The organism is Aquamicrobium sp. YD-1-mutant5, from assembly GCF_059509755.1.
Genome location: NZ_JCAKKP010000001.1, coordinates 354104 through 368111, shown reverse-complemented (window position 1 = coordinate 368111; position 14008 = coordinate 354104). Strand labels below are relative to the sequence as shown.

The window sequence follows — 14008 nt, the reverse complement described above, 5'->3', positions numbered from 1 at the left end:
TCAGCCTTCCTCGCCGTCGAACATCTGAACCGGCTGGCTCGGCATGATCGTGGAGATGGCATGCTTGTAGACGAGCTGGGAGTGCCCGTCGCGGCGCAGCAACACACAGAAATTGTCGAACGACGTCACGACACCAGTCAGTTTCACGCCGTTGATGAGGAATATCGTAAGAGGGTTTTTGCTTTTACGAACCGAGTTCAGGAAAAGGTCCTGAAGATTTTGCGAGCGTTCGGCCATTTTTCTTATCTTCCCGCCGGATCCCTTTTTGTCTGTCCGCCAATACACCTGCAACGCAGGCATATTCCGTCGCAAACAAACCTGCCTGCAAAAAAGCAAGCAGGACGAGATTTACGATTGTTTACACCCAGCGGTTATCAGGCCGGACTTTTTTCCGCAATGTCAAAAAACGCCTGTCGCAGGGAAAGTGTCACCGAACCGGGGTGGCCATTTGCCACCGGATGGCCATCTATTGCGATGATCGGCGTTGCCAGCGTGGTCGCAGACGACAAAAACGCCTCGCGCGCCGCCAAGGCTTCCTCGACGGTAAACGCACGCTCCTCGATCCGCAGACCGAGGCTCTCGGCGACCTTGAACAAGGTGGTCCGGGTGATTCCCCGCAAAATGCCATGATCGGCCGGACGCGTGACCAGAGCGCCATCCTGCGTCACGATCCAGGCGTTGGTGGAAGCGCCTTCCTTCACCGTGCCGTCCAGATCGACGAACCATGCTTCCTGCGCGCCGGCTTCCCGGGCCTTCTGCTTGGCCAGCACATTCGGCAACAGGCCGACGCTCTTGATGTCGACCCGGTCCCACCGGTTTTCCGGAACGGTGATGACCTTCACGCCCGCTTCGGCCTTCTGGTGCACTTTGGCGGCATCGAACTTCTTCGCCGTCACCACCAGAGAAGGCGTTACACCCGCAGGGAAAGGATGATCGCGCGGCGCGACCCCGCGTGTGACCTGCAAATAGACGATACCGTCGCGCACATGGTTGCGGCGGATGACCTCGCGCATCACGACCATGAGCGCTGACCTGTGCATCGGCCAGTCGATGGAAAGCTCGGAGAGCGAGCGGTCCAGCCGGTCGAGGTGCCCCTTCATGTCGACGATGAAGCCGCGGGCGATTTCGCAGACCTCATAAACGCCATCGGCAAACTGATATCCGCGGTCTTCTATCTGAACTGTGGCGTGCCGATGGGCGATGTAACGCCCGTTGACGTAAGCGATGCGCGGCATGGTCTTTTCCCGAGAAACGCGCACACAATATGCGATTCCGACCGGGCGGCAACGGAAGAAACAAAAAAGCGGAGCAAGAGCTCCGCTTCCTCGTCTGTCGCGGTCGCCGCCGGTACATCCGCGGTCAGCAACCTTGTCGACACTTGCCTTTTAGAACGCCAATGTAACGGCAATACGACAGTTGTTCACAATGTGCGCCCTTATGGTTAACAAAGGGTTAACGGCAACACATCTCAGTCCATCAGGGCGTCGAGCCCGCGCACCAGTCCCTTTAGGGCTCCGACCCGGCGTATCGCCAGCAGCGTTCCCGCGACATAGGGAGCTGCCGAGGATCCGGCATCATGCCGGATGGTGAGCCGCTCATCGGGCAGACCGAAGATCGCCTCGCAGGAAAGGATGTAGGAAGGCAGGCGCAGCGAGTGAACCTGCACGCCCTCGCCCTGCCCGACCGCGCCGCCCCGCGCCGCAGGCACGCCGGAGACCTGAGATTGCGGCAGGCTTGTCGCGGGTCTTCGTATCTGCGCAAGCTGTTCTGCCAGCTCGCGCGCGGTGCCGGAGGGCGCGTCAGGTTTCCTGGCGCTGGCATAGTCCATGATCTCGACGTCCGGAACGTATTTCGCGGCCATCAGGGCAAACCGCTTCAGAAGCGTGGCGGTAATCGAAAAATTGCCTGCTGCAATCACACCGACGCCGGCGCTGCGGGCGGCCGCATCGATCTCGGCATAGTCTTCCGCTCCAAGTCCGGAAGTGCCGATCACGACATGACGTCCCTTCGAGATCGACAGAAGCGTGTTCGCCTTGACCGCATCCGGTTTGGTGTAATCCACCACCACATCGGATGGCGCCTGCAGAGCTTCCTCCAGCGAACCCGATACTTTGACCCCTGCTTCCGACGGCAAACCGGCCGCCAGCCCGGCGTCCTGCCCGGCCGATTGGCGCGCAACGGCGCCTGCCAGAGCAAGATCATCCGCAGTGATGATAGCCGGCACCAGAGCCTTGCCTACCCAGCCGGTCGCCCCGGCCATAACAACTCGTATCGTCATTGCTCGCCCTCACAACTGAAAGGAGAGAAGACACGCCGAAAGCCCGGCGCGTCAAGCCGGGCTTTCTCAGGATATCGGTATCGTGAAGTGTCAGCGAAGGAAGCTGTCTATGCGGCGCAGGGTAACGCGGCGATTGCGCCAGTTTTCGTTCTGCGTGGGAACAAGCAGGAATTCCTTGCCATAGCCAACCGTTTCGAGCGCCCGGGACGGCACACCGAACTGACGCACCAGAACCCGCTTGAGCGACTCGGCGCGGCGTTCCGACAACACCTGATTGGACTGGAATGAGCCCACCGCATCGGTATGGCCCTCAATCAGAACGCGCGCACGCCGGTCGCGGCGAAGAATGCCGTTCAGGGCATCGGCGATGTTCTGAACCTTGCGATATTGCGACGGGGCGATTTCCGCCGAAGCGAACTCGAAGTTGATCGACTGGATGTCGATTGAAGGGGCCGCGCGGCGAAGATCCGGCCGGCGCTTGAACTCACCCACGGTGACGCGCTGGTTCTGGTTGAGCCGCATGCGGGGCGCGCTTTCAAGCTGGCGCTGGATGGTGGCGGCCGAAGGTGTCTGCGCCTGAGCGAAAGCGGCTCCGGGCAAGATGACGGCCGCGATAAGAGCGGTCGCAAAGCTGCGGCGGTTGAGCATGGTCTTCTCCTTGTGTCGCTGCCCCGCACGTGTTTCTTCGAGGCTCATTGCGAACTTACAGGAGTTGCCTGAAGCGGGCATGAACGAGGCGTTCAGGAACGCAAGCGCTTATCATCAGCGCATCACCATGTCGCTCCGCTCCTCGAAGCTCATGGGCTGGATCGTCTCTCTGGACTGCCCCACGGGTGTAAACCCCAGCTTCTGATACAAAGGCAGCGCTGCGGGGTGATCAAGTGTACAGGTTTGCACCGTTACCAGTTGAGGGCGTGTTGCCCAGCAGGCTGCAATGGCAGCCCCCAGAAACCAGCGGCCGAGCCCCTGTCCCATCGCATGTTCCATCATGCCAAAGAACGCCAGATCGGAGATTTCCGGTGAAATGCGGTTGATGTCGAAGAAGCCGGCCGGAGCACCGTCGAGATAGAGCACGGAGATTTCCCTGCCCTCACGATGGAGTTCCGCAGCCAGCTCCTCATCGCTCTTGCGCAGGGAATTCACCCAGTGCCACTTCCGCCCGACCCTGTCGGTCAGATAGCGATAGTAGTGCAGCGGAATGTTGCCGGTCTTCAGAAGCGCGATCTGCCGGTTGTAAGGCGCCGGCGGATAGGAAGACGGTGGCGTCTTCATCTCAAGAAAGATGACGGTCACATCTATCGGGTCTGGCTGCATCTGCGACATCGTACGATCAGTTTTCAGAAATGCGGCCTGCGCCCGTCTCAACGGGAGTGTCCGTCAATCCGCCCCACTCGGTCCATGAGCCGTCATACAGGCGGTTGTCGCTGTGCCCCAGCGTCTCCAGCGCCAGTATCAGCGCGGCCGCCGTCACGCCCGAGCCGCAGGACGTCACCACCGGCCGTTCCAGATCAACACCGGCATCGACGAAGAGCTTGCGCAATTCCGGAGCCGGAAGGAGCTCGCCGTCTCGCGAGAGGGCCGAATAGGGAACATTGCGTGCGCCGGGCATGTGTCCGGACCGGATACCGGCTCTCGGCTCCGGGTCTGTTCCCGAAAATCGGCCGGGGCCTCGCGCATCGACGATCTGGCTTTCGCGCTGTTCCACCACGCGGCGCATTTCCGAGAGGCTGACGACCTGCTTCTCGTCGAATTCGGCGTGGAATATGCACGGCGCTATTCTGGTGACGTCGGATGTGACGGGGCGGCCGTCAGCCTTCCAGCGGTCAAAACCACCATCCAGAACATAGACCTGATAGACGCCCATGATGCGGAACATCCACCACGCCCTTGGAGCGGAGAAGAAACCCGGACCATCATAAATCACGATGGTGTCGTCGGCGGAAATGCCGAGCGTGCCGACAAAGCGGGCGAAATGCTGTGGCGAAGACAGCGTGTGCGGCAGATTCGAATTCGGATCGGAAACCGCATCATGATCGAAAAACACGGCTCCCGGAATATGTGCGGCTTCATACTCGGCGCGCGCGTCGCGCTTCTGGTCGGGAAGATACCAGGAAGCGTCGATAACGGTCAGGCCCGGCTCACCGAGGCGCTGCTGCAACCATTCCGCATCCACCGTAAAGGGGCTGTCCGCAGCCATGTTCGTGTCCTTCCCTGAGTTGCTGTTCTGCTACTAAAGCATGTCGCCTGAAAGTGGGAACCGGTTTCGGGACAACGACATGCGTAAAAACAGGAACTTAAAGCGCGAGGAGCGAATCTGAAAGATTGCGACACACTTTAAACGTCAGCCTACCGGCAGGGGACCGAACCGAAGGCGAAAGCGCCGGTTCTCCCTGCCTTTTTTCTCGATCTTGCCGATATGTATCTCGCCGATTTCAGAGGTGCGGGCGACATGCGTGCCGCCGCAGGGCTGGCTGTCGATCAGGCCTTCGTCGCCGATGCAGACAAGCCGGATGCTGCCCGTGCCCTGCGGCGGACGCACATTCTTGGATTTGACCAGTCCCGGATTGGCGGCAAGGTCAGCGTCGCTGATCTGTCGTATGAAAACCGGATGATCGGCCCGGACCAGCTCCATGAGCTTTTGGGTCGCCTCCTCCTTGCCGAGGCTTGCATCCGGAATGTCGAAATCCACCCGCGAATCATCGGGAGACACGGCCGCGCCGGTGATCGGATAGGGACACACGACAGTGAGCAGATGGCAGGCCGTGTGCATGCGCATCAGCAGATAGCGACGGGGCCAGTCGATGGAAATCCTGAGCGATTCACCAGGAGCAAGGGCCGGCTGGTCGGGTGCGGGAACATGGATGATCTCGTCCTTGGTCTGGCCGGTGACGGTCGCCGCGATCTCGACACGGCTTCCGTCGGCGCGTTCGAAATATCCCGTATCGCCCGGCTGCCCGCCGGACGTCGCGTAGAAAATGGTGCGGTCGAGGATGATGCCGCCACGATCGTTGATCGCCAGCACACTTGCCGCCGCCTCCTTCAGATAGGGATCATCGCGAAAGAGGGCGTGTGTGCTGGGTTCCATCATTCCACCTGTTCGTACGGCACGTCTATCCCGACCTTCTTCTCCATCCAGCCCGGAACAGGCAAGTCCTTCGCCCGCAGGAATTCAGGATTGAAGAGTTTCGACTGATAGCGTGTACCGTAATCGCACAGAATGGTCACGATGGTATGGCCCGGCCCCAGTTCCTTTGCGAGGCGGATGGCGCCCGCGATGTTGATGCCGGTGGAGCCCCCGACGCAAAGCCCCTCCTCCTGAATCAGATCGAAGATGATCGGCAAGGCCTCCTCATCCGGGATCTGGTAGGAGAAATCGGGCGCGAAACCGTCCAGATTGGCGGTGATGCGCCCCTGACCGATGCCTTCGGTGATCGAAGAGCCTTCGGCAGCGAACTCGCCGCTGGTGTAATAGCTGTAGAGGGCTGCACCGAGCGGATCGGCCAGCGCCACCTTTATGCCGTTGCTTTTACTGCGCAGGCCGGCCGAAACCCCGGCGAGCGTGCCGCCGGATCCCACCGCCGAGACGAACCCGTCAATCTTTCCGCCGGTCTGCTCCCAGATTTCCCTTGCGGTGGTTTCGATGTGGCCGTCCCGATTGGCCACATTGTCGAACTGGTTGGCCCAGATAGCGCCGTTCGGCTCAGTCGCCGCCAGTTGCGCGGCCAGACGCCCGGACAGCTTCACATAGTTGTTCGGGTTCCGGTAAGGCACGGCCGGAACCTCGATCAGTTCCGCGCCAAGCAGGCGGATCGCGTCTTTCTTTTCCTGGCTCTGCGTATCGGGAATGACGATCACCGTTCGGTAGCCGAGCGCCCTGGCTACAAGCGTGAGGCCGATGCCGGTATTGCCGGCGGTTCCCTCCACGATGACGCCGCCCGGCCGCAGCAAGCCGCGCCGTTCCGAATCGCGTATGATGAAAAGCCCTGCCCTGTCCTTCACGGACTGGCCGGGATTCATGAATTCGGCCTTGCCGAGAATCTCGCACCCCGTCTCCTCGGAAGCTCGCCGCAACCTGATCAGGGGAGTGTTGCCGATAGCGTCGATCACCGAGCGGTGCATGGAAATTCCTTCGATCTGGTGAATTTGTCCAAAACTAGAAGTGTATCCGGCTCCTTACAAGGATCAGTTTTTCTCATGAATCCAGTTTTTTAGGACATTATTCCATCACGAAAGCTGTAACCTTGTTCCCTTCCCACATCCCCTCTTTCCTAAACTGGCGCAGATGGCTAGACCATTTTGCAATGCAGATATGGTGACGAATGGGACTCTACAGGGCCAACCCCCAAGACGGCGTCGTCTGGATCACAGGCGGCAGTTCCGGAATAGGCAGGGCACTTGCGAAAATGCTGGCCGCAGCCGGTTACACGGTGGCGGTTACCGCACGCGAAGGCGATGAAATCGAGGCGCTGATAGCTGAATCGGCTCCTCTTTCCGGCCGGATTCTGTCCTATCCGTGCGACGTTACCGATGAGGCGCGCCTTGAAAACACGCTGGCCGCCATCGAAAGCGCAGCCGGTCCGGTGGTGCTCGCCATCTTCAATGCCGGCACTTATGTGCCGGTGGCCGGCGAAAACCTTTCGGTGCGCAAATTCAGGCGAACCTTCGATCTTAATCTTCAGGGCGTCATCAACGGGCTGGTGCCGGTAGCTCGCCGAATGCAAAAGCGCGGTTTCGGCCATATCGTGCTGCTCGGATCGATCAGCGCCTGGTTCGGTTGGCCGACCACCGCTGCTTATGGCGCCAGCAAGGCCGCCATCAATGTGATGGCACAGTCTCTGAAATATGATTTCGACAAGATCAACATCCGCATTCAGGTTGCCAACCCCGGTTTTGTAAACACGCCATTGCTTCAGTTGCAGCAGACGGCTTCCATGGTGCCGGCGCTGATGAGCCCTGAGGATGCGGCGAGCCGCATGTTGCGGGGCATCACCCGCGGTGGGTTCGAAATCGCCTTCCCAAAGCGTCTGGTCTGGGGCCTCAAGCTGACGAGTATGCTGCCGCAACCGGTTCGCCATTGGGTGATCAACCGGCTCACGCGCTGGTCTTCGCGCCCTCTGAGTTTTGGGCGGGCTGGATCCCGCAGGAACAATGATGCGTAGGCATCGTTTTTGCGCCGCAACATAATCTCCTTGCAATTTTGGCCCCGCTCCTCCATATGCGGCTCATAGGCGCTTGGGCCGGTTGATCCGGCTTTCTCGAAGAATGAGACTGGTTGCGTCTGTTTCACACCTTGCGCCTGCCGGCGCGGTGATGAAAAGCCCCATACGCAGAAACGTGTGGGCGCGACAGCGCAGCCGAGCGGACACCATCCGCCGCCTTGTCGTTTCCGATGTTTATGTCAGGTGGATTGCGCTCCGCCGTACGTTTTGGCGGCTGCACGTCGCCTGAAAGAAGACGAATTTTGACCAATGAAACCATTGCGGAGCCGACCGGCTTCGCCGCTCTGGGAATTTCCGGGCAACTCCTGAAAGCCACGCATGCGGCCGGCTTCACAGAACCGAAGCCTATTCAGGAACAGGCCATCCCGGCCCAGCTCGAAGGCCGCGACATTCTGGGCATTGCCCAGACGGGCTCCGGCAAGACAGCTGCCTTTGCGCTGCCGATCCTGTCGAAGATCATCGCTCTGGGCACCAAGCGCCGGCCGAAGACAGCTCGGGCGCTTATCCTCGCGCCGACCCGCGAACTGGCCGTGCAGATCGAAGACACCGTGAAGCTGCTCGCCAAGGGCGCGCATATTTCAACCGCGCTTGTGCTTGGCGGCGTGTCGCGTCACAGCCAGGTCAAGCGTATCGCCCCCGGCGTCGATTTCCTGATCGCAACGCCCGGCCGCCTGACGGATCTCGTGCGCGAGAAGGACCTTATCCTTTCCGACACGACCTGGCTCGTTCTCGACGAAGCAGACCGCATGCTCGACATGGGCTTCATCAACGATGTTCGCCGCATCGCCAAGGCCACCCACCCCGCAAGGCAGACGGCATTGTTCTCGGCAACCATGCCGAACGAAATCGCCGAACTCGCAAAGGGCCTTCTGCACGATCCCGTCCGCGTCGAGGTTGCTCCGCAGGGCACCACCGCTTCCGAGATCAGGCAGGGCGTGATCTTTGCCCGCACGAAGCAGAAGCGGCAGGTCCTCTCCAAAATGCTGGCCGATGAAGCGATGCGTTCCGTCATCATCTTCGCGCGCACTAAGCATGGCGCCGACCGCGTGACCCGCGATCTCGAGCGTGACGGCTTCGAGGCTGGCGTCATTCACGGCAACAAGAGCCAGAACGCACGCCAGAAGGCCCTGAACGGATTTCGTGACGGCTCCGTTCGCATTCTGGTGGCGACCGACATCGCCGCGCGCGGCATCGACGTTCCCGGCATCAGCCATGTGGTGAATTTCGACCTGCCCGACGAGGCCGAGAGCTATGTCCACCGTATCGGCCGCACCGGCCGCAACGGACAGGACGGCGTCGCCATCACCATGGTCGACCCGTCTGAAAACGCCAAGCTGAGGCAGGTCGAGCGGATCATCCGCATGCAACTGCCTGTGCTTGCCGATCACCTCGATGAGCCCGATCCGCAGTCCAGGACGCGTCCGCAGGGAAGCGATGCCAGACCGGACAGCGAAGACACACGTCCGCAACGGCGTGATGGCAATCGCCGCCCTTCCGGCGGCCAGCGCAATGCCAATGGCAATCGTGGCCCGAGACGTGGTGGCGAGGCCGGAGCTGACGCTTCCGCCGGCAATGCCAATGGCCGCAACGGCAGGCAGCCAGGAGCGGCCGAGGGGCAGGCAAGACCAGCCAATGCCGCAAAGCGCGGCGGCAACACCAACCGGCATTGGCCCGAAAAGGCCAACGCCCCCCGCCCTTCCGGCGAGCGTGCACCCGATGGCGCAAAGCCGCGCAAGTTCCGGCGCAGGCCTCGCAAGCAGACAGCAAGCGCTGCCTGATGCGAAATCGATGAACAAAAAATGGCGGTGAATGTCCCCGCCATTTTTTGTTGCCTGTCTTTAAAGCATGTCGCGATCCTTCAGATTCGCTGAAGCTTTAAGCCTCTGTTTTCATGCATGTCCTTATCCCGAAACCGGTTCCCGGTTTCGGGCGATATGCGTCAGAGCACGCGTCAGACGAGACGCGATTGCTCCACGGCCGCTTCGATGAAGCTCGCGAACAGCGGATGCGGCTCAAGCGGGCGGCTCTTCAGTTCCGGATGGTACTGCACGCCGATGAACCAGGGATGATCGGGGTATTCTACCGTCTCCGGCAGAACGCCATCCGGCGACATGCCGGCGAACTGCAGCCCGCACTCTTCGAGGCGCTCCTTGTACTCGATGTTCACCTCGTAACGATGGCGATGGCGCTCCGAAATCTTCGTGGTGCCGTAGATCGATGCGATTTTCGAACCTTCCGTAAGCGTCGCATCGAAAGCGCCGAGGCGCATGGTACCGCCGAGATCGCCGCTTGCCTTACGCTTTTCGAGCATGTTGCCCTTTAGCCATTCGGTCATCAGGCCGACAACCGGCTCGCTTGCAGGCCCGAACTCGGTAGACGAAGCCTTTTCGACGCCGGCCAGAGACCGCGCAGCTTCGATGCAGGCCATCTGCATGCCGAAGCAGATGCCGAAATACGGAACCTTGCGCTCACGGGCGAAACGGGCAGCAAGAATCTTGCCTTCGGAGCCGCGCTCGCCAAATCCGCCCGGCACCAGAATGCCATGCACCTTTTCGAGGTAGGGCGCCGGATCTTCCTTCTCGAATATCTCGGATTCGATCCATTCGAGCTTCACGCGCACCCGGTTGGCCAGACCGCCATGCGAAAGCGCCTCGATCAGAGACTTATAGGCGTCTTTCAGACCGGTGTACTTTCCGACGACAGCAATCGTGACTTCACCTTCAGGATTGTGGATACGCCGTGCCACAGCCTCCCAGCGCTCCATGCGCGGCTTCGGCGCGGGGTCGATGCCGAAGGCAGCCAGAACTTCCGAATCCAGCCCCTCCTTATGATAGGCCATGGGCACATCGTAGATGTGGCGCACGTCCAGCGCCTGGATCACCGCCGATTCGCGCACATTGCAGAACAGCGAGAGCTTGCGCCGCTCTTCCTTGGGGATCTGGCGATCCGCGCGCACGAGCAGAATGTCGGGCGCAATGCCGATGGCGCGCAGCTCCTTCACAGAATGCTGGGTGGGTTTGGTCTTCAGTTCGCCCGCAGCCGGAATCCATGGCATCAGGGTCAGGTGGACATACACCGCCTGCCCGCGCGGCAGATCGTTGCCGAGCTGGCGAATCGCTTCGAGGAAAGGCATTGCCTCGATGTCACCGGCAGTGCCGCCGATTTCGCAGAGCACGAAATCATAGTCTTCATTGCCATCGAGAATGAAATTCTTGATCTCGTCGGTGACGTGGGGAATGACCTGCACGGTCGCGCCCAGATAGTCGCCGCGACGTTCCTTCTCGATGATGTTCTGGTAGATGCGCCCGGTGGTGATGTTGTCCTGCTTGTTGGCGGACCTGCCGGTGAAACGCTCATAGTGACCAAGATCCAGATCGGTCTCGGCACCGTCATCGGTCACAAAAACCTCGCCGTGCTGATAGGGGCTCATCGTGCCCGGATCGACGTTGAGGTAGGGATCGAGTTTCTTGAGGCGCGCGCGATAGCCGCGCGCCTGCAACAGGGCTCCAAGAGCCGCAGAAGCTATACCTTTGCCAAGCGAGGAAACCACGCCGCCAGTAATAAAAACATATCGCGCCATGGGAACCATCGCTTAGCGCGGCCGAACCGATTCCGCCAGTGGAAAAACCCTGCCGCATAAGGTTTTCCCGGGCTTAAGTGTTTCAAGCAAAAGGGGCCGGCTCCGGCCGGCCCCTTTCAAAGCTGACGCGAACTGTCAGAGAACGACGACTTTCGTGCCGGTCTTCACGCGCCTGTAGAGATCCATCACATGGTCGTTGATCATGCGGAAGCAGCCATTCGACGAATTGGTGCCGATTGTCTGCGGCTGATTGGTGCCATGGATGCGCAGATAGGTGTCCTTCTTGCCCTCATAGAGGTAGATGGCGCGCGCGCCCAGAGGATTGTCCGGGCCGCCCGGCATACCGTCCTTGTAACGGCCGTACTTGGCCGGCTCACGCTGCTGCATGTCCTTGGTGGGAATCCAGCGCGGCCACTCCTGCTTGTCGCCGACGACCGTGGTGCCCTTGTACTGAAGGCCGTCGCGGCCAACCGCAATCGCATAGCGACGCGCGGTGAAGGGCGTCTCGACCAGATAGAGACGATGCGCATTGGTGTCGATGACGATGGTGCCCGGCTCATAGCCGGTGAAATTCACCTGCTGCGGCTCGAATTCCGGCTTCACATTGAACTTCTTCTTGGCCTGACGTTCCTGCAAAACGGAGTCGAGAGCCCGCGTCTCGGGAAGATAGGCAACAGCGCCGGCCGATGCACTGGCGTTGAAGAGCCCGCCAAACAGACCGCCGCTGCGCTGCTGGGGAACGTCGCGTGCTTCACTTCTGAGTTCGCCATTGTTGCCGGTGCGTGCAATGGCCATCGCATCGGCGGACAGCGGCTGCTGGACTTCTTCGATCACGGCAGGGGCTGCGACGACCTGTGGCTTCACAGGAGCCTGACGCGCAGGCGCGGGTGCCCGCTCTGCTCGCGCCGCCCTGCTCTGCTCGCGCTTTTCCTGAAATGCCTTGCGTTCGGCTTCCGACTTGGCCTTGGCAGCTTCACGCATGGCCAGCTTCTTGGCCTCGATAGCCTTGGCACGAGCCTGAGCCTGCTCGATTTTGACCTGCTTCTCCAGTTCCTGGATTCTGGCAAGATCTTCGTCGGTGGGCTTTTTCTTGCGCTTCAAAGTCCTGAGTTCGGAAGTGGCGCTTTTGGCGGCCACTTCAACCACGTCGGTAGCGGCAGGGGTCTTGGGGCCAGCGCCCGCTGCAATGGGGGCGGCATAAACTGGCGCACCCGCATACAGGGAGGCGCACAGGCTCATCAAAATGAAGCTGCGAAGCTGCATGGCGAAAATCCGATCAGAAAAACTGCTGTTGCCCGTGGCTTTGCCCGCAATACCCGCACGGGCAACCATCTGCTGATCTATAATCGATTGGCCGGGCGCACCTCAAGCGGGGCTTTGCATCTTGCCCGGCAAATCATCGTGATAAAATTCATTTGCGGCAACTGTGTTCAAACAACAACAGTAGCCGGCAGTGGCCGCTCCCGGCCACTGAAACAGGCTTAATTGTTGGGAACCTGCGGTTCCGCAGGCTGCGAAGCGCCTTCAACAGGCGCCGGAACGGCAGCGGCAGGTTCGGAAGCAGAAGGTGCAACGGGTGCAGGGACATCAGAAGCGGCCGGGGCCGCTGCGGGCGCCTGCGGCGCGACCTGACCCGGAAGCTGATCGAGAACGCCCTGCTGTGCAGGAGCATTCTGCTGCTGGGTCGCAGCAGGAACCCGATCGAGAATATCGGTCGGCTTTGCACCATAACGAGCAATAATGGAGAGACCGAGCGAGGTGACGAAAAACGCAGCGGCGAGAATTGCCGTGGTGCGCGTCAGGGCATTGGCAGCGCCGCGCGCCGTCATGAACCCGGAACCCCCACCGATGCCAAGCCCTCCACCTTCGGAACGCTGAACCAGTACCACGCCGACAAGGGCGAGCACGATCATGAGGTGGACGACAATAAGTACGGTTTCCATAGGTCTACCCTGGCAATGCCTGCGCCCGCTTGCGCGAGCGTTCCTGAGGACGCGGCTCAATACAATGCTTTGATGGCATTTCCAAGTCCGGGCCCGGAATTAGCCTTCGAAGCCACCATGTAGGGGCGCACGAAGCCGTGCGCCAGCCTTTTCTCTGTCACAGATGCTCGTATGCTTCGGCTATGCCGAGGAAATCGGCCGCCTTCAGGCTCGCGCCACCGACCAGAGCACCATCTACATTGGCAACGCCGAGCAGTTCGACGGCGTTGGATGGCTTGACCGAGCCGCCATATAGAATGCGCATCGACTTCGCAGCCTCGCCCAGCCTTTCCACAAGCCGGCCCCGGATATGGGCATGGGCCTTCGCCACATCATCGGCGGTTGGCGTCAGTCCGGTTCCGATAGCCCAGACGGGCTCATATGCAATAATGGTATTTGCGGCGCCGGCGCTTTCAGGCACCGAACCCTCGATCTGGCGCGACAGCACGTCGAGCGTGTCGCCGGCCTGCCGCTGATCGTTCGTCTCACCGATGCAGATGATGGCGACGAGCCCGGCCCGCCACGCGGCTTCGGCCTTGGCGTGAACCGTGGCGTCACTCTCGCCATGGTCGGTGCGCCGCTCCGAATGGCCGACGATGACATGGCTTGCGCCAGCATCCTTCAGCATCTCGGCCGAGATATCGCCCGTATGCGCGCCGCTGCTGTTGGCGTGGCAATCTTCGCCGCCGGCGCGAACCGGCGTGCGGGACAGGACTTCAGCAGCCCTTGCCAGAAGCGTAGCCGGTACGCAGACCAGCGCCTCGGTCTGGGCATCAAGACCCCGCATGAAGCCGTCGCCGATCATTCTGAGCTCATCAAGCGAAGCGCTGGTGCCGTTCATCTTCCAGTTGCCCGCCACAAGCGGCCGAATTCCTGGCGTCATGTCTTTTCTGTCCCTGAAAGCTTCCATATGGGCGCCTTCAGTATCAAAATCAGGCTACAAAGCAAT

Annotated in this window: 14 protein-coding genes; 2 read left to right on the top strand and 12 right to left on the bottom strand. The window is 60.7% G+C overall.

Annotated features, from left to right (window positions below):
* The 8 genes from hfq to AC5XE7_RS01740 form a co-directional block, all read right to left on the bottom strand.
* Entirely contained in the window at positions 1–237 is a 237-nt protein-coding gene (gene hfq, locus AC5XE7_RS01775) for an RNA chaperone Hfq (RefSeq protein ID WP_183830195.1), read from the bottom strand.
* A gap of 137 nt (positions 238–374) precedes the next feature.
* Positions 375–1235 (bottom strand): D-amino-acid transaminase, encoded by an 861-nt coding sequence (locus AC5XE7_RS01770; protein WP_495364391.1) that lies wholly within the window; start codon positions 1233–1235, stop codon positions 375–377.
* A gap of 233 nt (positions 1236–1468) precedes the next feature.
* The gene (gene dapB / locus AC5XE7_RS01765; protein ID WP_495364392.1) at positions 1469–2278 is read right to left on the bottom strand and encodes a 4-hydroxy-tetrahydrodipicolinate reductase; all 810 of its coding nucleotides are present in this window, start codon (positions 2276–2278) and stop codon (positions 1469–1471) included.
* Positions 2279–2368: 90 nt separating this feature from the next.
* Positions 2369–2926, bottom strand: coding sequence for an OmpA family protein (locus AC5XE7_RS01760; protein ID WP_495364393.1), 558 nt, complete (start codon positions 2924–2926; stop codon positions 2369–2371).
* A 114-nt stretch (positions 2927–3040) separates the two neighbouring features.
* The gene (locus AC5XE7_RS01755) at positions 3041–3601 is read right to left on the bottom strand and encodes a GNAT family N-acetyltransferase (protein ID WP_495364394.1); all 561 of its coding nucleotides are present in this window, start codon (positions 3599–3601) and stop codon (positions 3041–3043) included.
* A gap of 7 nt (positions 3602–3608) precedes the next feature.
* Positions 3609–4475 (bottom strand): 3-mercaptopyruvate sulfurtransferase, encoded by an 867-nt coding sequence (gene sseA, locus AC5XE7_RS01750; RefSeq protein WP_495364396.1) that lies wholly within the window; start codon positions 4473–4475, stop codon positions 3609–3611.
* Between the two features lie 144 nt (positions 4476–4619).
* Positions 4620–5363: an alanyl-tRNA editing protein gene (locus AC5XE7_RS01745; protein WP_280200499.1), complete on the bottom strand. Its 744-nt coding sequence runs from the start codon at positions 5361–5363 to the stop codon at positions 4620–4622.
* Positions 5363–6397 carry a cysteine synthase A gene (locus tag AC5XE7_RS01740; RefSeq protein WP_495364398.1) on the bottom strand — a complete coding sequence of 345 codons (1035 nt, stop codon included), beginning with the start codon at positions 6395–6397 and terminating at the stop codon, positions 5363–5365. The genes AC5XE7_RS01745 and AC5XE7_RS01740 overlap by 1 nt, the downstream gene beginning before the upstream one ends.
* 200 nt (positions 6398–6597) lie before the next feature.
* On the opposite strand from AC5XE7_RS01740, the gene AC5XE7_RS01735 reads away from it, so the two are divergent.
* Positions 6598–7437 carry an SDR family NAD(P)-dependent oxidoreductase gene (locus AC5XE7_RS01735; protein WP_495364399.1) on the top strand — a complete coding sequence of 280 codons (840 nt, stop codon included), beginning with the start codon at positions 6598–6600 and terminating at the stop codon, positions 7435–7437.
* A gap of 302 nt (positions 7438–7739) precedes the next feature.
* Entirely contained in the window at positions 7740–9275 is a 1536-nt protein-coding gene (locus AC5XE7_RS01730) for a DEAD/DEAH box helicase (protein WP_495364400.1), read from the top strand.
* Positions 9276–9448: 173 nt separating this feature from the next.
* On the opposite strand, the gene pyrG is transcribed toward AC5XE7_RS01730, so the two are convergent.
* From pyrG to tpiA, 4 genes are all read right to left on the bottom strand, one after another.
* Entirely contained in the window at positions 9449–11077 is a 1629-nt protein-coding gene (gene pyrG / locus AC5XE7_RS01725; protein WP_495364401.1) for a CTP synthase, read from the bottom strand.
* Positions 11078–11212: 135 nt separating this feature from the next.
* Positions 11213–12340 carry a L,D-transpeptidase family protein gene (locus tag AC5XE7_RS01720; RefSeq protein WP_495364402.1) on the bottom strand — a complete coding sequence of 376 codons (1128 nt, stop codon included), beginning with the start codon at positions 12338–12340 and terminating at the stop codon, positions 11213–11215.
* 218 nt (positions 12341–12558) lie between these two features.
* Positions 12559–13020: a preprotein translocase subunit SecG gene (secG, locus tag AC5XE7_RS01715; RefSeq protein WP_280197440.1), complete on the bottom strand. Its 462-nt coding sequence runs from the start codon at positions 13018–13020 to the stop codon at positions 12559–12561.
* 157 nt (positions 13021–13177) lie between these two features.
* Positions 13178–13942, bottom strand: coding sequence for a triose-phosphate isomerase (gene tpiA / locus AC5XE7_RS01710; RefSeq protein WP_495364403.1), 765 nt, complete (start codon positions 13940–13942; stop codon positions 13178–13180).
* Between the last annotated feature and the right edge of the window lie 66 nt (positions 13943–14008).